The sequence below is a fragment of the Lutibacter sp. B1 genome (genome assembly GCF_012524075.1).
GTDB lineage: Bacteria > Bacteroidota > Bacteroidia > Flavobacteriales > Flavobacteriaceae > Lutibacter.
Genome location: NZ_JAAZUI010000013.1, coordinates 68,431 through 86,090, shown reverse-complemented (window position 1 = coordinate 86,090; position 17,660 = coordinate 68,431). Strand labels below are relative to the sequence as shown.

Genomic DNA, 17,660 nt, shown 5'->3' with positions numbered 1-17,660 from the left:
TAGGTTTTTATATTTCATTTTATTTGGCACGCAATATATTAATTTTTATTGCAAAATTTTAATATTTGTGTTACAAACATGTATCTTAATCGTCATACTAATGAAAACGACAAAAGTTATACCAAACTTAAAATGAATCAGTCAGAGTTTTTAAATATTGTAATACCTTTTAAAGATAAGGTATTTAGATTAGCGAAGAGATTGTTAGTATCTACTGAAGAGGCTGAAGATGCAACACAAGAACTTTATTTTAAGTTATGGAAAAACAAGTCTAAATTAAAAGACTATAATAATGTAGAAGCTTTTGCAATGACTATGACAAAAAATTACTGTTTTGACCGATTGAAATCTAAACAGGCTAGTAATTTAACGTTGGTACATAGTAATTATAAAGAGAATGATACATCATTACAAAATCGTGTGGAACTTAATGACAGTGTAAGTATAGTTCATCAATTAATTGAAAACTTACCTGAGCAACAAAAATTAATAATACAGCTTAGAGATATTGAACAGTATGAATATGATGAAATTGCCGAAATGTTGAATTTAAAACCAACAGCAATAAGGGTTACATTATCCAGAGCAAGAAAAACTATAAAAGAACAATTAATAAAACAACATAATTATGGAATTAGCTAACATAGAAAAGTTGTTGGATAAATATTTGAATGCAGAAACTACTGTTGCAGAAGAGAAAGAGTTGCGAAACTATTTTTCAGAAAAAAATGTGGCACCACATTTACAAGAGTACCAAATGCTATTTAACTATTTTTCAGCCGAAAAAGAAGAGAAGTATACAAAAACCATTCATTTAAAAAGTCAAAAGTCGAAATGGAAATGGTTATCAATTGCAGCTTCTTTAATTTTAATGGCAAGTGTTTATACAGGTTATCAAAAAAACCAACAAGTAAAAGCAGAGAAAGTGTATGCCGAAACTTTAACAGCATTAGGTATGCTATCTGAAAACTTAAACAAAGGGAATGATGCAATTGCACAATTGCAAGAATTTGAAACCACAACAAACAAAATTTTTAAACAACCTAAAAAGTAAAAAAAATGAAAAAAATAATTTTAATATTAGCAATAGCAATTTTACCATTTGCAGGTTATGCTCAAAATTCAATTTTTGACAAATTTGAAGAAATGGATGACGTTACAACAGTTGTAGTAACTAAAGATGCTTTTAAAATGTTGAGTAAATTCAAAGGTGGAAGCCCTGAAGCTAAAGAATATGTAGAAATGGTTCAAAATTTAGAATCATTAAAAGTTTTTACTACCGAAATTCCTGAAATTGCAAATCAGATGAATGATGTAGTATCAAAATACTTAAAATCTACAAAACTTACCCAATTAATGAGAGTTAAAGATAAAGAAGCTAATGTAAAAATATATGTGCGTCAAGGTAAAGATGAAAACCATGTAAGTGAATTGTTGATGTTTGTAAATGGATTAAAGAATAATTCGAACCAAGAAGCAGTAATTTTATCATTAACAGGTGATATTGACTTGAACAAGATATCTGAAATTACTGAAGCTCATATTCCAAATAGTGGATTAAAAAAAGAATAAATTATGAAAGCTTTTAAAAATTTAGGATTTGTACTAGTAGTAATGTTTGCTTTAACATCATGCGAAACAAATCCTTCTTTGCAAAAATATTATGTAGACAGTAAAGAAAACAATGAATTTATTTCAGTTGATTTACCTTCAAGTATTTTACAATTACAAGAGGAAAATATGTCTGAAGAATTGAAAAGTACTTTGCAAAGCATAAAAAAACTTAATTTTTTAGCCTTACAATTAACGGAGACTAATAAAGAACTTTATACTTCTGAAAAAGAAAAAGTACGTAAAATTTTAAAAAACGATAAGTACAAACAGTTAATGAGAATGAATTCAGGAAAAGGAAGTATTACTGTAAATTATTTAGGTAACGAAGAAGCTATTGATGAAGTTATAGTTTTTGGATCTGATGACAGTAAAGGATTTGCTTTGGTTAGAGTTATTGGTGAAAATATGAATCCGTCTGATATTTTAAAACTTACTCAGGAAATTCAGCTCGATAAAAATTCGAATGAACTAAAACAACTCGAAGGAATACTAAGCAGTATTAAATAAAAATACAACAAACTTCAAAATTAAATAAGAAAGCCATACCATTAAGTATGGCTTTTTAACTATCTATTAACTACTTAAAAAAATTAAAATAGTACTTTTGAAGTTTTAATACGAATAATATTTATGAAAAAAGTACTGTTTATTGCTGTTTTGTTTATAACGGCAGTTTTACAAGCCCAAACCAAAGAATATAGAGCAGAAAGAGAAAAAATTAACGATTTGGTACACACCAAGTTAAAAGTTGATTTTAATTTTGAAGAAAGTCAGTTAAACGGTGAAGCCTGGATTACATTAAAACCTCATTTTTATTCAACCGAAAAAGTTGTTTTAGATGCTAAATATTTCAGCATAAAAGAAGTAAAAGTTAATAATATAAAAGCAGCTTACAATTATTCTGACAACGAGCTTACAGTAGAGTTGGGGAAAACCTATAAAAAAGATGAAGAATACACAATTTATGTAAAATATATTGCTAACCCGGAAGAAGTTGTACAAAAAGGAAGTAATGCAATTAAAGATGCAAAAGGATTATACTTTATTGATCCGAAAGATGAAGATCCTGAAAAACCTACTCAAATTTGGACTCAAGGCGAAACAGAATCTAACAGTTGTTGGTTTCCAACAATAGATTCTCCAAATCAAAAAACTACACAAGAAATTTATATTACTGTACCTAATAAGTATGTAACTCTCTCTAACGGAAAACTTATAAATAAAACTACAAATCCAAACGGTACAAGAACAGATTATTGGAAAATGGATAAAAAACATGCTCCGTATTTGGTTTTTATAGGCGTAGGGGAGTTTAGCATTGTTAAAGATTCGTGGAACGGAATAGATGTAGATTATTATGTTGAAAAAGAATACGAATCAGTTGCAAAAGATATTTTTGGAAAAACACCTGAAATGATATCATTTTTCTCAAAAATAACAGGGATACCTTATGTGTGGGATAAATACAGCCAGATAGTTGTAAGAGATTACGTTAGCGGAGCAATGGAAAATACTACAGCAGTAGTTCATGGTGAAGATGCACAACAAAAAAAGGGTCAGTTAATTGACAATAATGAATGGGAAAGTACCATAGCACACGAATTATTTCATCATTGGTTTGGTGACTTGGTAACTACCGAAAGTTGGTCTAATTTAACTGTAAACGAGTCGTTTGCAACGTATAGTGTTTATTTGTGGTACGAATATAAATATGGAAAAGACAAGGCAAACTCGCACATGTACGAAGATATTCAAACATATTTACAAAGTCAAAGTGAAGATAAAGACTTGGTTCGTTTTTATTATGAAGACAAGGAAGAAATGTTTGATCCGGTTAGTTATCACAAAGGAAGTGCTATTTTACACATGCTAAGAAATTATTTGGGTGATGATGCTTTTTTTGCCGGAATGCATACATTTTTAGAAGAACATAAATATGGCAAAGCTGAAGCTCAAGAGTTACGTTTAGCTTTTGAAGAAGTTAGTGGGAAAGATCTTAATTGGTTTTTTAATCAATGGTATTATGGTAACGGACATATAAAAATGAATGTTACGTACGATTTCAATTTGTTAAAAAATACAGTTACCGTAAATATTAACCAGATAGGAGAAGTATTTAAATTTCCTTTAGCAATTGATATTTATGAAGGTTCAAGCAAGTTACGACACAATGTTTGGGTAGATAACACTCAAAATTCTTTCACTTTTTCATTTAATGAAATGCCTAAACTAATCAATATTGACCCTGAACATATTCTTTTAGCAGAAATTACCGATAAAAAAACATTAGAGAATTATATATACCAGTACAATAATGCTCCTCATTTTTTAGACAGAAAATTTGCTTTAGAAGAAATAGCGAAGCATCAAGATAATAGAGAGGCATTCAACACTATAATTAAAGCTTTTAATGATCCTTATTACGAAATACGAGTGTTGGCTCTAGAACAAATTGATTTGTTTCAAAAGTATAATAAAAAGGATGCTATCTTTAAAATTGAAAAAATAGCTCAATCTGATGATAAAACTTTGGTTAAAGCTGAAGCTATAAATGTTTTAGGTAAATTGGTAGACCCTATTTACAAACCGCTTTTTGAGCGAGGAATGGAAAGTGAATCGTTTGCTATGATTGGAACTTCATTAATTTCATTATATCAAATAGATAAAGAAAGGGCTGTTACAAAAGTAAATTCTTTAAGTGAAGAAGTTAAAGATAGATTAGCAGATCCAATAACAAAAATTTACATTAATGAAAAAGATAAAACAAAACTTCCTTTTATAGCAAAACACGTACTAAAAGGTATGTTTTTAACCCAAGATAAAAGAACACAGAGCATGTATAACGAAGCCTTTAAATGGATTGCTGAAAGTGATAATAAAGAGGCTATTACTAATTTAACCGAAGATTTTGTAAAATTAGGATTACAGTATAAAAAATACAACTTTGATAAAATGGCAGTTAACATGCTAAATCAAATGGTGTATGCTCAACAACAATCCGGCAATAGCAATAAAAATGAGCTCATAGTTATTTTAAAAACCGGAATGGCTAAGCTTATTGAATAAAACTATAAATGAATTTTAAAAAAGCTGTTTAAATTATTAAACAGCTTTTTTTATGGAGTATAATTTTTAAAGCTACCATCTTTAAAAAAAATTACAATTCTGTCAATTTCTTCAATATTCTTATCGATGTTTTTAGGAGTATCTATTTTTTCTATAACTTTTTCTGGTTGTTGATTGAATAATGTTGGCGGTGTAGGTGTGGAGTTAGATTTTTCAGATTGTTTAGGAAAATTTCCGGTACCATTTAAAAGCCAATATAATTCTACTTCAGGAAAAGTCTTCAATATTTTTAAAACAAATTCTAAGCTCGGCTTATTTCTTCCAGATAAAATATGTGAGATACTGGATCGCTGTACATCTATTTTTTCAGCTAATAATGCAGCCGTTAATTCATAATAATCCATTAATAAATTAAGCCTTTTAGCAAATTCCTCAACGTTTACCATTGTAAATTATATTTAGTATTACAAATGTAAACTTTATAATTACAATAAGCAAAAATAATTTAAAATACTGTTCAATATCACAAATTAGTATTGAATAATAACTTCACATTAAAATATACAATATACTAAAAAACAAGTAAATAAAATTCTTGTATAAATTTTTTTTATACCTATAAAATCTTGAAGTAAGGAATGATACTAATCAACAAAAAATCTATTTACAAATGTGTACTATTCTTAAATTTTAATTGTATACAATTGTAAACAAGCTAATGATTACATTTGTAAAATGGAATCAATTAGCACAAAAAACTTAGAGCAGTGGTATAACCTTAATTTTGAGAATAAATTAAAAGGTAGAAGAATTTTGTTTGATGATATACATCCTTTAATTGAAAATTTACCTTCAAGGTTTGAAAAAAAAATAATTGGCTATTCAGAAAATAAGATTCCTATTTATAAAATTTCAATAGGTACCGGTAAAATGAAAATTTTATTATGGTCGCAAATGCACGGTAATGAAAGTACAGGAACTAAAGCATTATTTGATTTGTTTAATTTATTTAGAGATTACGATAATAGCTTAAACAAAATAGTTGATGATATTCTTACAAATTGTACACTTTGGTTTATTGTAATGTTAAATCCCGATGGTGCAATTAATTTTACCAGAGAAAATGCTCATAATATTGATCTTAATCGTGATGCGGTTGATATAAATGCAGTTGAAAGTAAGATATTGCGTAAAACGCTAGATGATTTTAACCCTGAATTCTGTTTTAATTTACACGACCAGCGTTCAATTTTTAATGTTGAAGGAACCGGCAATCCTGCCACATTATCATTTCTAGCTCCTTCTGAAGATATAGAAAGAACATTAACTAAGGGGAGAAAAGAAACTATGAGTGTTATTGTAGCAATGAATAGTTTGTTGCAAAAAATAATACCGAATCAAATTGGACGTTATACAGATGAATTTTATCCGACAGCGACAGGAGACAATTTTCAAAAATTAGGTCACAATACTATATTAATTGAAGCAGGGCATTTTAAAGGTGATTATGACAGGGAAGTAACAAGAAAATTTAATTTTTATGCTATTTTACAAGGTTTGCATTTTATTTCAATTGCTAAAAATTATAATAATTACGAACCTTATTTTGAAATTCCTAATAATGATAAAAAGTTTTTAGATATAATTTATAAAAATATGAAAATCACAGAAAATAACATAATTGGTATTGTAGATGTAGGTATTCAGTTCAAATTCAAAGTGTTAGGTAATAAGCTGGTAATGTATAAACATATCGAAAAAATTGGAAACTTATCAAATTATTATGCAGATAATTGCATAAATGCAGAAAATTTAGAATTTAATCAATTAGAATTATCAAATTCGTAATTTTTTTTATCCGTTTATCAGATATTTTTAATAAATTTGCGTAATGTTTTTTATATCAACTAAAACTATATCATGAAAAAATTTGTGCTAGATGAAATTGATCATCAAATATTAGACATTCTTATTGAAAATGCCAGAACACCATTTACTGATATTGCTAAGAAATTAGTTGTTTCTGCAGGAACCATTCATGTAAGAGTAAAAAAGATGGAGGATGAAGGTATTATTAAGGGTTCAACCCTAACACTTGATTATGAAAAAATGGGCTACTCATTTATATCACACGTGGGTATCTATTTAAATAAAACTTCAAAAACCAAGCAAGTTATTAACGATTTAAAGAAAATTCCTAATATAACTATAGCTTATATTACTGCCGGTAAATACAATATATTTTGTAAAATTAGAGCAAGAGATACAACACATGCTAAAGAGATAATTTTCGAAATTGATGATATTGATGGAGTTTCTAGAACAGAAACTATGATCTCGTTAGAAGAAAGCATAAACGATAAAACTCGTTTGATGCATTCTATTTTTAGAGAAATTTAATTTCTAAATAACCATAATATAAAAAAAACCTTATCCGAATAAATGGTGAGGTTTTTTTGTTCTTATTTGTTACATTTGAAACTTTATCAAGTAAATGAGAACTAATATAACATCCCTTAGTACAATAGTTTATAATCGTAAAAAGTGCGATAACAAACAACTGATTGATTTGTATAAATCAATTTTAAAGCCTCGTTTAATAGAGGAAAAAATGCTTATTTTACTGCGTCAAGGTAAAATTTCTAAATGGTTTTCCGGTATAGGGCAAGAAGCTATTGCTGTAGGAGTTACTGCTGCTTTAAATAAAGATGAATATATTTTGCCAATGCACAGAAACTTAGGAGTATTCACTTCGAGAAATATTCCTTTATACAGACTTTTTTCTCAATGGCAAGGTAAAAAAAATGGATTTACCAAAGGAAGAGATCGTTCATTCCATTTTGGAACACAAGAGTATAAAATTGTGGGTATGATTTCTCATTTAGGTCCGCAACTTGGTGTTGCTAACGGAATAGCATTAGCCGACTTGCTTAAAAATCAATCTAAAGTTACAGCAGTATTTTCAGGTGAAGGCGGTACAAGCGAAGGCGATTTTCATGAAGCGCTTAATGTAGCGGCTGTATGGAATTTACCTGTCCTTTTTTGTATTGAAAATAATGGATACGGACTTTCAACTCCTTCTAACCAGCAATTTAAATGTAAAAATATTGCAGATAAAGGTATTGGTTATGGTATGGAGAGTTATATTCTTGATGGTAATAATATCTTAGAAGTATACACTAAAGTTAGTAAAATAGCTAAAAGTGTTAGAGAAAACCCTCGTCCGGTTTTATTAGAATTTAAAACTTTTAGAATGCGTGGACACGAAGAGGCGAGTGGTACTAAATATGTTCCTACAGAGCTTATAAAACAATGGTCTTTAAAAGATCCGGTTACCAATTACAGATCTTATTTGTTAGAAAGTAAAATTTTAACAGAAGAAGATGACAATTTTATAAAAACAGAAATTAATAATGAAATACATGAAAATTTAAAAATTGCCTTTGAAGAAGAAGTAATAACATCTACCGTTGAAAACGAATTGGCTGATGTTTATAAACCATTTAATTATAATGAAACTAAGGCCGGTGAATCAACTTCAAACATTCGCTTTGTTGATGCAATTTCTAAAGGATTAAAACAAAGTATGAAACGCTTTGATAATTTAGTAATAATGGGACAAGATATTGCTGAATATGGAGGTGTTTTTAAAATTACTGAAGGTTTTTTAGACGAATTTGGAAGTTCTAGAATTAGAAATACTCCAATTTGCGAATCCAGTATAATTGAAGCTGCTTTTGGACTTTCAATTAACGGTTATAAATCTGTTGTTGAATTACAATTTTCTGACTTTATTACTTCCGGATTTAATCCGGTAGTCAATTTATTGGCAAAATCATACTATCGTTGGAATCAAAAATCCGATATAGTTTTAAGAATGCCTTGTGGCGCAGGTGTTAATGCCGGACCATTTCACAGCCAAACCAATGAAGCCTGGTTTACTAAAACTCCCGGATTAAAAGTTGTATATCCTGCATTTCCTTACGACGCTAAAGGATTATTAACAACATCCATTGAAGATGAAAACCCAGTTTTATTTTTTGAACATAAAGCCTTGTATAGAACTGTTTATCAAAACGTTCCTGATGAATATTATACAATACCTTTTGGCAAAGCAGCAATTGTGCATACAGGAAATGATATTTCAATAATAACTTACGGAGCCGGAGTTCATTGGGCTTTAGACGTAATAAAAAAGAATCAAATTTCAGCAGATATAATTGATTTAAGAACTTTACAACCTTTAGATACTGAAACAATATATAATTCTGTTAAAAAAACAGGAAAGGCTTTAGTTTTACATGAAGATACTTTGTTTGGTGGTATAGCTTCAGATATTTCTGCTTTAATTTCAGAAAATTGCTTTAATTATTTAGATGCTCCTGTAAAAAGAGTGGGCAGCATAGAAACTCCAATACCTTTTTATAAAAATTTAGAAGAAATGTATTTGCCAAAAGGTAAATTGTATGCCGAAATCGTAAATTTATTAGAATACTAAGCAACAGGCTGATTTTTATCATACAATAAAAAACACTTAAATTATAACTTTAACATTATAAGCTTGTTTATGATGTTAGATGATCAACATAAAAAAGAGTTTTATGAGGTTTGCTTCAACTCAATGCCTATAGGAATTCTTGTATTTGATAAAACTCAAAAAATAATTTTATTTAATAAAGTTTTAGCTGAAATTTTTGGATATAATAGTGATGAACTTCACAATAAAAATGCCGAAATATTATTAAAAGATAAGTATTTGTTAGAAAACTACATTCAAAATTCGCATAATATAAACTTTAAAAACAATTTAGAGTGTGTAGGAATTTCAAAAAATGGAAATGAAGTTCCGGTTGAAATGAGTTTTGGTAAAATTGAATATGACAACATTATATATTACAAAGCATTAATTTCTGACATTAGTATTAGAAAAGAAAAAGAGCTTAGAATAAACAATTTAAATTTTGAATTAGAACAAGAGGTAGCTTTAAGAAATAAAGAACTGGAAAAAGTAATTGAACAATTAAAAAAGACAATTGATAAAGAAAAAGAATTAAATCAGTTAAAAACCAGATTTATATCGCTGGCTTCACATGAATTTAAAACTCCTTTAAGTGCTATTTTAACATCGACAGAATTAATAGTTAAATATGCTGATTTAGACAATAAAATAAAGAGAGAAGAGCATCTTACCAAAGTAAAAACAATGATCAATTACTTAAATGGGATGTTAGATGATTTTTTAACATTAGAAAATATTGAAGCAGGAAATATAAAGCCTAATTTTTCTCAATTTAAGTTTAATAAAGTTGTTAAAGATATTATTAAGCAAATAAAACCTTTTTTAAAGGTAAAGCAAACTTTGAATTTTGAAAATAATATTGATGAAACTATTTATCAAGATCCCAAAATTTTAAAAATACTATTAACAAACCTTTTATACAATGCCATTAAATATTCTGATGAAGATGGTAAAATCAATGTAAAAATAAGTACGGATAAAAACAATATTTATTTAAATATAAAAGACAATGGTATTGGAATACCTGAAAATGAACAAAACTTAATTTTTAATAGATTTTTTAGAGCTAAAAATGCTGTATATTATCCTGGAACCGGTATAGGTTTAAACATTGTAAAAGGTTATATAACTAGTTTAAAAGGAAGTATTTCTTTTAAAAGCACTGAAAATAAAGGAACCGTTTTTAAAGTACAATTACCAAAAATTAATTGTAATGAACAAAAAAGTATTAGTAATTGAAGATGACAAAATTGTAAGAGAAAATATTACTGAAATATTAGAACTTGCAAGCTATACCGTAAAAACTGCCAAAAATGGAAAAATTGGAGTTTCTTTGGCAAATGATTTTATGCCCGATATTATTATTTGTGATATTTTAATGCCTGAATTAGATGGTTATGGTGTGCTTCAAATAGTTTCTAATTCTCCAAAACTTGAGCATATTCCTTTAATTTTTTTAACTGCCAAAACCAATCATGAAGACCTTAGAAAAGGAATGGAACTTGGAGCAGATGATTATATAAATAAACCTTTTGAAGAATCAGAATTGTTAAGAGCTATTGATATTAGACTTAAAAGGGTAGAGGCTTTTGAACAAAAAAAAAGCATACAAAACGATATAAAATTACACGAAAAAACTATTAAAAACATCAAGAATTTTGATCAATTCTTAGATCAAAAACAGTTGTTTAATTATAAATCGGGTGAAACAATTTATTGTCAGGGAAATCAAAGTAATCATATTTTTTTAATTAAAAAAGGATTGGTTAAAACATACAAAACCAACGAATTAGGTAAAGAACTGATAACAGGATATTTTACATCACAACAATATTTTGGATACTCATCATTTGTAAAACATTCACCTCATTTTGAAAACTCCAAAGCAGTTACAAATACGCAACTATATAAAATTAATAAAGATGAAATTTCTTCAATTATAAACAACAACCATCATATATTATATCATTTCATCGATTTATTAGCAACAAATCTCATCACCCTAAAAGAAAAGTTATTATTAATGGCTTATGCATCTGTAAGAAAAAAAACTGCGTTAACACTTATATATATCTCAGAAAATTATCCATTAAAATCTGATTCTGAAATAAAAATATGTAGAGCTGATTTTGCAAATTCTATTGGTATTGCAAAAGAAACTTTAATAAGAACTTTACATGATTTTAAACAAGAAAGGTTAATTGAAATTAATCCAAAAGGCATAAAAATTATCAATAAAAATAAGCTCATCCAAATTAAATAATCTTTAAAATAAATTGACTATAATCATAACTTTCGGTGATTGCAATCATTGTAATTATTCATTTTATATAATAATTTAGTTATCGAAATAAATGTGTGATTTTAAATAGGTTTGTTATGTCTCTTATTAAATTTAACAAAGCATTTCCTGTATTAGACCGCATGTTTCCTGAAATTTTAGATACTGATAGATTTTTTAATCAAGATTTATTTTTAAGAGACAATTGGATTCCGGCCATTAATGTAAAGGAACATGAAACCGACTTTGAAATAGAAGTTGCTGCGCCAGGTTTTTCAAAAAAGGATTTTGAAGTAACTATTACTGATGATATTTTAACAATATCAGCTGAAAGCAAAAGAGAAAGTGAAAAAGAAGAAGAAAATTACTCTCGACGTGAATTTTATTATAATTCATTCAAAAGATCATTTACTTTGCCAACTACCGTAGATTATAGTAAGAAGATTAGGGCGAAGTATGAAAATGGAGTTCTGTTAGTACATTTAGAAAAAATTGAAGTTTCAAAAACTGAAGAACACAAAAAAACGATAGAGATTGATTAATCTTCTTTTATTGAATCCGAGGGATTTAATAAGATTCTTCGGATTCTTTAAATTAAATATAAATAATAATGAAACGTTTAATTCCAAAGCAATCAGCCTTAATTAACAGAAGCGTAGAAAATTTACTGGAAAAAACACAATTCTGGATTTCAGAAATTGAATTTATTAAAAAAGAACAAGCGTTTTTGAAAGAATTAATTTCTCAACATTTATTAGAGTTATGCTCTGCAGCTAATTTTAGTAAAACTAAATTGTATTTAAATGGTATAGAGCAAGAGGATATTACTGGAAGCGAATTAACTGAATCTGTAAAAAATCACCAAATTAATTTAGGATTGCTAATTGAAAACATGTATTTGAAAAGAGAAGATGAAATTAGAAGAGATCATGAACTTTTAAAAACTGAAGTAAAAAATTACATTCAAAATTTCAAATATTTGAAAGAACAAATATTTGAAATTATTTTAGATATAATGAAAAAGGAAAAAAAAGCAAAATTATTCATAAAATAGTTGTTTTAAATTGAAGCCGATTTCAATTTTAGTTCTTTAAATAGTGTATAATAAGTTTTATAAATATTAGTTTACTTGTTTGTTTATTAGTTTTCATGATAATTAAAAATTAATAAGTAAAATAAAGTGTAATAAAAGAGTTATTTAATGGGGTGAAAAATTACTCTTAATTTATCAATTGTTATTTATATAGATTTTTTAAATATAAAATTATTATCAAAATTTAAAGGTTGAGCTTGAGGTCGGTTTTTTTTATTCAAATTCCAATCAAAAGTTATATACAATACTTCATTGTAAACAGTCATTAGTAAACTCATATTTAATAAAGTTAAAAAGTAAAACAGATGTTAATTACCTAATTTTAATTTAACTTTTTAACAGTATTTATAAATCAATCTTTTTACTATATTTGAAAAAAAAGAAAAGCTATACTTATTCAACAGCTAACAATTAGAATTTAGTAATTTATAAAATACATTTAGTATGAAAAAACTTGCAATACTTACTGTTTTGGCTTTATCTATCATTTCTTGTGGAGTGCCTAAAACTGTAATTCAGTCAAAAAAAGTTATCAAAGGTTATTGGACTTTAGATAACATAACTTATAGTGAAATGGGTGAATTTAATGTAACCCTTTTAAATGATGTTTCTAAAGAATGTTTTGAAGGATCGACATGGCGCTTTATTCCAAATAATGATACAGGAACATATACAATCAACAATTCAAATTGCGCAACAGGCGACAGGTATTTTATTTTTACAATTCAAGAAATAGATCCAAACACCGGATTGTACGACTTTTTAATTAAACCTACTGATGAGAAGAAAAAATCTGAAACTAATGAAGGCTTTAGGCTTCAGCTTATACATTTGTCTGATGCAACAATGCAATGGCAACAAGTTGTAAACCTAGACGGAAAACCTTTTAAAATTAATATGAATTTTACTAAAATTAATGAATAATGAAAACACTAATTAAAAAAATATCGTTGGTAACTATTGCATTTGCTTTAATTACTAATTTAACAAGTTGTGAAGCTACAAAAAACGCCAGTAATAAAGATAAAGGTGCTGTAATTGGTGCGGCCAGTGGAGCTATTTTAGGAGCTATTATTGGAAATAATGTTGGAAAAAAAGGTGATGGAGGAGAGCTGGGAGCAGTAATTGGCGGTGTTGTTGGCGGTACAGCAGGTGTACTTATTGGCAATAAAATGGACAAACAAGCACAAGAAATTGAGCAAGAAATTCCGGGAGCAAAAGTTGAACGTGTAGATCAAGGAATTGTTGTAACCTTTGATGAAAACAGTGGCGTTTATTTTGATACTAACAAATACAATATTAATAGTGCATCACAAGAAACACTTAACAAATTAACAGGTGTTTTAAATCAATATCCTGATACTAATATCCTTGTTGTTGGACATACAGACAGCACAGGTTCTGATGAATATAATATGACACTATCTAAAAACAGAGCAAACGCAGTAACTGATTATTTTGTAAAAACTAAAGGTTTAAGTAGTTCAAGACTTACAACTGAATGGTTTGGTGAAGAACAACCAATTGCTGATAATAACACAGTTGAAGGACGAGCTCAAAACAGACGTGTAAATATTGTTATTGTACCAAATGAAGATATGATTGAAGCTGCGAAAAAAGAAGCAGGTGAAAATTAAGAATATATCTATAATCTATATATAATAAAAAATCCCGAAACTTTTAGTTCGGGATTTTTTATTTAATACGTTTTACTGAATATATTTCAATTTAATATTACTAAAAACTAAAATTATGGAGGAAATATTTTTTCAATGTCCGTATTGTTGGGAAGAAATCTCAATGTTATTTGATGCTTCCATCAAAAATCAAAATTATATAGAAGATTGTGAGGTTTGTTGTAATCCAATTCAAATTAGTGTTGAATTTAACAGTCAACATACATTAAAGAATATAATTATAAATAGTATTGAACAATAACTTTATATTTCAGTTTTATAAGTACCTTTCCCGTTTAAAATTTTAAAAGTGCTGCAAAACATTATTGAACTATCAAGCCAATACCACTTATCCAATTTAAATTGGTCTTTAGCTTTTTTAGGTGCACTGTTTTTAGGAATGGGGAAAGCAGGAATAAAGGGGATAGGTGTTGTTATTGTTACAATTATGGCGTTGGTTTTTGGAGGTAAAGCTTCAACAGGAATATTACTTCCATTAATGGTTTTAGCTGATTCGTTTGCTGTAATTTATTATCATAGACATACTCAATGGAAAATATTATTAAAATTATTACCAAGCATGATTTTAGGAGTTTTGGTAGGAGTGTGGTTTGGCAATGATATTTCTGAACACTTATTTAAGCAAATAATGGCTGTTTTTATACTTTTAACAGTAATTGTGATGGTTTGGATGGATAGGAAAAAGAATTTAGGCATACCAAAACATTGGGTATTATCAGGTAGTTTAGGTTTTTTATCCGGATTTACATCTATGATTGGTAATTTAGCAGGTTCGTTTGCCAATATTTACTTTTTAGCAATGCGATTACCAAAAAATGAATTTATTGGCACAGCAGCGTGGCTGTTTTTTATCATTAATGTATTTAAATTACCGTTTCATATTTTTGTATGGAAAACAGTAACGTTAAAAAGTTTTACAGTAGATTTATTTTTAATTCCTGCAGTTATATTAGGATTTTATATAGGTGTTAAACTTGTGAAACTAATAAATAATCAACTATTTCGTAAATTTATATTGGCAGTAACTGCAATAGGATCGTTGCTGATTCTTTTAAAATAAAAACACGTAATATACTGATAATCAATTACATATATTATTTCTTTTAAAGAAAAAGGTTGGTTTAGAGTATTATTTTAATTTGATATCAATAACACCATTTGCGCCTCTAATTCCATAAAAAGCTGTATCAGAAGCATCTTTATAAACAGTTACCGATTTTATTTGATCTACAGCAATAGATTTAGAAAGTTCGTTAAAGCTTCCGTTAAATTGGTTGCCGTTTATTAAAAATAAAGGTTCAGAAGTTCCTGTTAACGAATTTCCTCCTGAACGAACTAGTACTAGAGCATCATCGCCGGTTCCTTTAACCATTATTCCTGAAAATCTTCTTAAATAATTTGCTAAAGAAATTTCTGGCTGTAAGTCGGTTATTGTATTTTTATCTTTTGAATTTACTTTTGTTGTATTTTGATTTGAACTGCAGCTTGTTATAACTAAACTTAATACTAAAAGGGTTGATACTAAATATCTCATAAGTGATTTAATTTGGATTTTAAAATTACTAATTAAAATTGGAGTAGTTAAATATTTTTTTCGTTTATATAAGTAGAGTGGATTTTAAAATAATCTATTTAACATAATATAAATTATAGTACAAATTTTATTATTTAGTTTATAAGAGGTTTATCTATTTGTAAGCTATAATTTATATTATGTTAAATATCCCAGAAGCATTCAATTTCTATACAATATTCAGTACTTGGGTCATTAAAATTTTAAATATGCGATTCTCGTAGATTCATAATCCTGCAATCATTTGTAACTATAATTTGTCATTATGTAAAATTGCCGCTACCAAACGCTCGATTGTTTTGTATAAATAAAATGCTCTGGCATTTTTTTCTACACACAATTATCCATCGCTTGCCAACGCCAAAAAAAAGCTAACCTTTTAGATTCATTTAAAAATCGCGTATTTGAGAAAATGTACGTTAAAAAAAAATTTCAGACGATTCTCGTGAGTTTGCCACAAGAGTATAAAATTACTCTGCGAGATAATTTCTATACACTTGTTCTATTTAGAGTTTTAATTTAACTTTCTTTTGTGTTTGCATTATCTTTTGTCTTGAAACAAAAGAAACAAAAATTCAAGGCTACACATAATTTTGGAAACAATTAACGGCTCATTCGCTATATTTTAGGAAACATTATAACTATTAAAACCATTCACAAAAAGCTTCAAAACACTTGATTTTAATAGTATTTAGTACTAATAACCTAAAATATGGACGCTCATTTCTCCTATTGTTTTACCAAAATTCTATGAGGCCAAGTTAAAATTGAGTTTCTATTTTACATAATACTAAAGATTATCTATTTCCTTTTCAATTAACTTATATTTATCTTTTATATCTTCTCCCATATAAAAATCTAACAAATCCTTTTTATCTAAAACACCATCATTTAAAAATTTATTTAAGTATTCTTGATTAAAATTCATTAATAAAATACTCTTTTCTAATTGTTTAAGTATAGATTTGTTATTCTCAATATTGCCTTCAACAAGTCTTTTAATAGCAGTTATTTCATTTATATCTTTAATAATTCTATTCACAATCATAGATAATAAATTTTTATCTAAATCAACATTTTTTGCATTGATAGCAATATCTCTTGCAAGCATATAAGCAATTGCTAAATTTGAATAATCACCTTTTTGAGAGTCGATAATAGCAATAAAACCTATTGATTGTATAAAACCAACATTTTCAAAAACCTTCAAAATACTATTGTCAACTAATGATATATCAAATACAATAATACTTACTTTAGAATTTCTATTAGCATCTGACTCAATAAGTTGACTCCAAGCTGAATCATATTTTCTAGTAAATATTTCTTTACTTTCTATATTGCCAAGTTTTATACTTTTATCAAATTTACATTCAATAGTAATTTTTAAATCAGGTTCTCCATTAATTTTACAAATAATATCACCTGTTTTATTTCGAGGTAAATTTCCCGCTTCATTTCCAGTTAAAAGTGCAACATCTTTTAAATTTTTATTCTTAAAATATTCGTTCAAATATTCTGCAATATCATCTTCTGCAAAAGAACCTTTAATAGAAGTTTTATAAAACAATTCTTTCTTCATATCAAAAATCATTTTTAAACTTTCTAATTCTGTACCCAACTCATTACTTGTTTTAGAAAGGAAAGCAGATATTCTATCTTCCATTAAAGCTAATACACCTATATATAGAGCTCTAAAAAGTTTATCTCCTCTTTCTGATACTGGTAAATTATTGAAATAGTTAAAAACAATTTGATTATCAATTTCGAAATTTTTTACCTCTACTCTATTTAGTTTTTGATTTAAATTTATCATA

General features: G+C 27.4%; 19 protein-coding genes. 16 read left to right on the top strand and 3 right to left on the bottom strand.

Annotation, left to right across the window (positions count from 1 at the left end; genetic code table 11):
* Positions 1 to 132: 132 nt before the first annotated feature.
* The 5 genes from HGB55_RS09270 (at position 133) to HGB55_RS09250 (ending at position 4,680) form a co-directional block, all read left to right on the top strand.
* On the top strand, positions 133 to 642 hold the full coding sequence (locus HGB55_RS09270) for an RNA polymerase sigma factor (RefSeq protein ID WP_168816628.1): 510 nt from the start codon (positions 133 to 135) through the stop codon (positions 640 to 642).
* Positions 629 to 1,054, top strand: a complete 426-nt coding sequence (locus HGB55_RS09265; protein WP_168816614.1) for a hypothetical protein — start codon at positions 629 to 631, stop codon at positions 1,052 to 1,054. Before HGB55_RS09270 ends, HGB55_RS09265 begins: the two co-directional genes overlap by 14 nt.
* A 5-nt stretch (positions 1,055 to 1,059) precedes the next feature.
* Positions 1,060 to 1,572 carry a DUF4252 domain-containing protein gene (locus HGB55_RS09260; protein WP_168816613.1) on the top strand — a complete coding sequence of 171 codons (513 nt, stop codon included), beginning with the start codon at positions 1,060 to 1,062 and terminating at the stop codon, positions 1,570 to 1,572.
* Positions 1,573 to 1,575: 3 nt separating this feature from the next.
* Entirely contained in the window at positions 1,576 to 2,121 is a 546-nt protein-coding gene (locus tag HGB55_RS09255) for a DUF4252 domain-containing protein (protein WP_168816612.1), read from the top strand.
* Between the two features lie 123 nt (positions 2,122 to 2,244).
* Positions 2,245 to 4,680, top strand: coding sequence for a M1 family metallopeptidase (locus HGB55_RS09250; RefSeq protein ID WP_168816611.1), 2,436 nt, complete (start codon positions 2,245 to 2,247; stop codon positions 4,678 to 4,680).
* A gap of 50 nt (positions 4,681 to 4,730) precedes the next feature.
* Here HGB55_RS09250 and HGB55_RS09245 read toward each other — a convergent pair whose 3' ends face one another.
* On the bottom strand, positions 4,731 to 5,126 hold the full coding sequence (locus HGB55_RS09245) for a helix-turn-helix domain-containing protein (protein WP_168816610.1): 396 nt from the start codon (positions 5,124 to 5,126) through the stop codon (positions 4,731 to 4,733).
* Positions 5,127 to 5,415: 289 nt separating this feature from the next.
* Between HGB55_RS09245 and HGB55_RS09240 the strand changes: the two genes are divergently transcribed.
* From HGB55_RS09240 to HGB55_RS09190, 11 genes are all read left to right on the top strand, one after another.
* A complete protein-coding gene (locus tag HGB55_RS09240) occupies positions 5,416 to 6,528 on the top strand; it encodes a M14 family zinc carboxypeptidase (RefSeq protein WP_168816609.1) in 1,113 nt (370 codons plus the stop codon).
* A gap of 72 nt (positions 6,529 to 6,600) precedes the next feature.
* A complete protein-coding gene (locus tag HGB55_RS09235) occupies positions 6,601 to 7,080 on the top strand; it encodes an Lrp/AsnC family transcriptional regulator (protein WP_168816608.1) in 480 nt (159 codons plus the stop codon).
* 94 nt (positions 7,081 to 7,174) lie between these two features.
* Positions 7,175 to 9,178 (top strand): thiamine pyrophosphate-dependent enzyme, encoded by a 2,004-nt coding sequence (locus HGB55_RS09230; protein WP_168816607.1) that lies wholly within the window; start codon positions 7,175 to 7,177, stop codon positions 9,176 to 9,178.
* A gap of 69 nt (positions 9,179 to 9,247) precedes the next feature.
* The gene (locus HGB55_RS09225) at positions 9,248 to 10,438 is read left to right on the top strand and encodes a PAS domain-containing sensor histidine kinase (RefSeq protein ID WP_168816606.1); all 1,191 of its coding nucleotides are present in this window, start codon (positions 9,248 to 9,250) and stop codon (positions 10,436 to 10,438) included.
* Positions 10,413 to 11,462 carry a response regulator gene (locus tag HGB55_RS09220; RefSeq protein WP_168816605.1) on the top strand — a complete coding sequence of 350 codons (1,050 nt, stop codon included), beginning with the start codon at positions 10,413 to 10,415 and terminating at the stop codon, positions 11,460 to 11,462. The genes HGB55_RS09225 and HGB55_RS09220 overlap by 26 nt, the downstream gene beginning before the upstream one ends.
* A gap of 116 nt (positions 11,463 to 11,578) precedes the next feature.
* Positions 11,579 to 12,022, top strand: coding sequence for an Hsp20/alpha crystallin family protein (locus tag HGB55_RS09215; protein ID WP_168816604.1), 444 nt, complete (start codon positions 11,579 to 11,581; stop codon positions 12,020 to 12,022).
* A gap of 68 nt (positions 12,023 to 12,090) precedes the next feature.
* Positions 12,091 to 12,534 carry a hypothetical protein gene (locus HGB55_RS09210; RefSeq protein WP_168816603.1) on the top strand — a complete coding sequence of 148 codons (444 nt, stop codon included), beginning with the start codon at positions 12,091 to 12,093 and terminating at the stop codon, positions 12,532 to 12,534.
* A 483-nt stretch (positions 12,535 to 13,017) separates the two neighbouring features.
* Positions 13,018 to 13,497 (top strand): lipocalin family protein, encoded by a 480-nt coding sequence (locus HGB55_RS09205; RefSeq protein WP_168816602.1) that lies wholly within the window; start codon positions 13,018 to 13,020, stop codon positions 13,495 to 13,497.
* Positions 13,497 to 14,210: an OmpA family protein gene (locus HGB55_RS09200; protein ID WP_168816601.1), complete on the top strand. Its 714-nt coding sequence runs from the start codon at positions 13,497 to 13,499 to the stop codon at positions 14,208 to 14,210. Before HGB55_RS09205 ends, HGB55_RS09200 begins: the two co-directional genes overlap by 1 nt.
* Before the next feature lie 115 nt (positions 14,211 to 14,325).
* The gene (locus HGB55_RS09195; RefSeq protein WP_168816600.1) at positions 14,326 to 14,511 is read left to right on the top strand and encodes a CPXCG motif-containing cysteine-rich protein; all 186 of its coding nucleotides are present in this window, start codon (positions 14,326 to 14,328) and stop codon (positions 14,509 to 14,511) included.
* 48 nt (positions 14,512 to 14,559) lie between these two features.
* Positions 14,560 to 15,330, top strand: coding sequence for a sulfite exporter TauE/SafE family protein (locus tag HGB55_RS09190; RefSeq protein WP_168816599.1), 771 nt, complete (start codon positions 14,560 to 14,562; stop codon positions 15,328 to 15,330).
* Between the two features lie 69 nt (positions 15,331 to 15,399).
* Here the strand turns inward: HGB55_RS09190 and HGB55_RS09185 are convergent, their stop codons facing one another.
* Positions 15,400 to 15,804 (bottom strand): TonB-dependent receptor plug domain-containing protein, encoded by a 405-nt coding sequence (locus tag HGB55_RS09185; RefSeq protein WP_168816598.1) that lies wholly within the window; start codon positions 15,802 to 15,804, stop codon positions 15,400 to 15,402.
* 829 nt (positions 15,805 to 16,633) lie between these two features.
* Positions 16,634 to 17,659, bottom strand: a complete 1,026-nt coding sequence (locus HGB55_RS09180; RefSeq protein WP_168816597.1) for a hypothetical protein — start codon at positions 17,657 to 17,659, stop codon at positions 16,634 to 16,636.
* Position 17,660 lies beyond the last annotated feature (1 nt).

Coding starts and splice junctions, on each gene's coding strand:
- HGB55_RS09255 (WP_168816612.1), top strand. CDS start 1,576: ATGAAAGCTTTTAAAAATTTAGGATTTGTACTAGTAGTAATGTTTGCT.
- HGB55_RS09225 (WP_168816606.1), top strand. CDS start 9,248: ATGATGTTAGATGATCAACATAAAAAAGAGTTTTATGAGGTTTGCTTC.
- HGB55_RS09260 (WP_168816613.1), top strand. CDS start 1,060: ATGAAAAAAATAATTTTAATATTAGCAATAGCAATTTTACCATTTGCA.
- HGB55_RS09205 (WP_168816602.1), top strand. CDS start 13,018: ATGAAAAAACTTGCAATACTTACTGTTTTGGCTTTATCTATCATTTCT.
- HGB55_RS09245 (WP_168816610.1), bottom strand. CDS start 5,126: ATGGTAAACGTTGAGGAATTTGCTAAAAGGCTTAATTTATTAATGGAT.
- HGB55_RS09200 (WP_168816601.1), top strand. CDS start 13,497: ATGAAAACACTAATTAAAAAAATATCGTTGGTAACTATTGCATTTGCT.
- HGB55_RS09195 (WP_168816600.1), top strand. CDS start 14,326: ATGGAGGAAATATTTTTTCAATGTCCGTATTGTTGGGAAGAAATCTCA.
- HGB55_RS09180 (WP_168816597.1), bottom strand. CDS start 17,659: ATGATAAATTTAAATCAAAAACTAAATAGAGTAGAGGTAAAAAATTTC.
- HGB55_RS09230 (WP_168816607.1), top strand. CDS start 7,175: ATGAGAACTAATATAACATCCCTTAGTACAATAGTTTATAATCGTAAA.
- HGB55_RS09265 (WP_168816614.1), top strand. CDS start 629: ATGGAATTAGCTAACATAGAAAAGTTGTTGGATAAATATTTGAATGCA.
- HGB55_RS09220 (WP_168816605.1), top strand. CDS start 10,413: ATGAACAAAAAAGTATTAGTAATTGAAGATGACAAAATTGTAAGAGAA.
- HGB55_RS09185 (WP_168816598.1), bottom strand. CDS start 15,804: ATGAGATATTTAGTATCAACCCTTTTAGTATTAAGTTTAGTTATAACA.
- HGB55_RS09240 (WP_168816609.1), top strand. CDS start 5,416: ATGGAATCAATTAGCACAAAAAACTTAGAGCAGTGGTATAACCTTAAT.
- HGB55_RS09250 (WP_168816611.1), top strand. CDS start 2,245: ATGAAAAAAGTACTGTTTATTGCTGTTTTGTTTATAACGGCAGTTTTA.
- HGB55_RS09235 (WP_168816608.1), top strand. CDS start 6,601: ATGAAAAAATTTGTGCTAGATGAAATTGATCATCAAATATTAGACATT.
- HGB55_RS09270 (WP_168816628.1), top strand. CDS start 133: ATGAATCAGTCAGAGTTTTTAAATATTGTAATACCTTTTAAAGATAAG.
- HGB55_RS09215 (WP_168816604.1), top strand. CDS start 11,579: ATGTCTCTTATTAAATTTAACAAAGCATTTCCTGTATTAGACCGCATG.
- HGB55_RS09210 (WP_168816603.1), top strand. CDS start 12,091: ATGAAACGTTTAATTCCAAAGCAATCAGCCTTAATTAACAGAAGCGTA.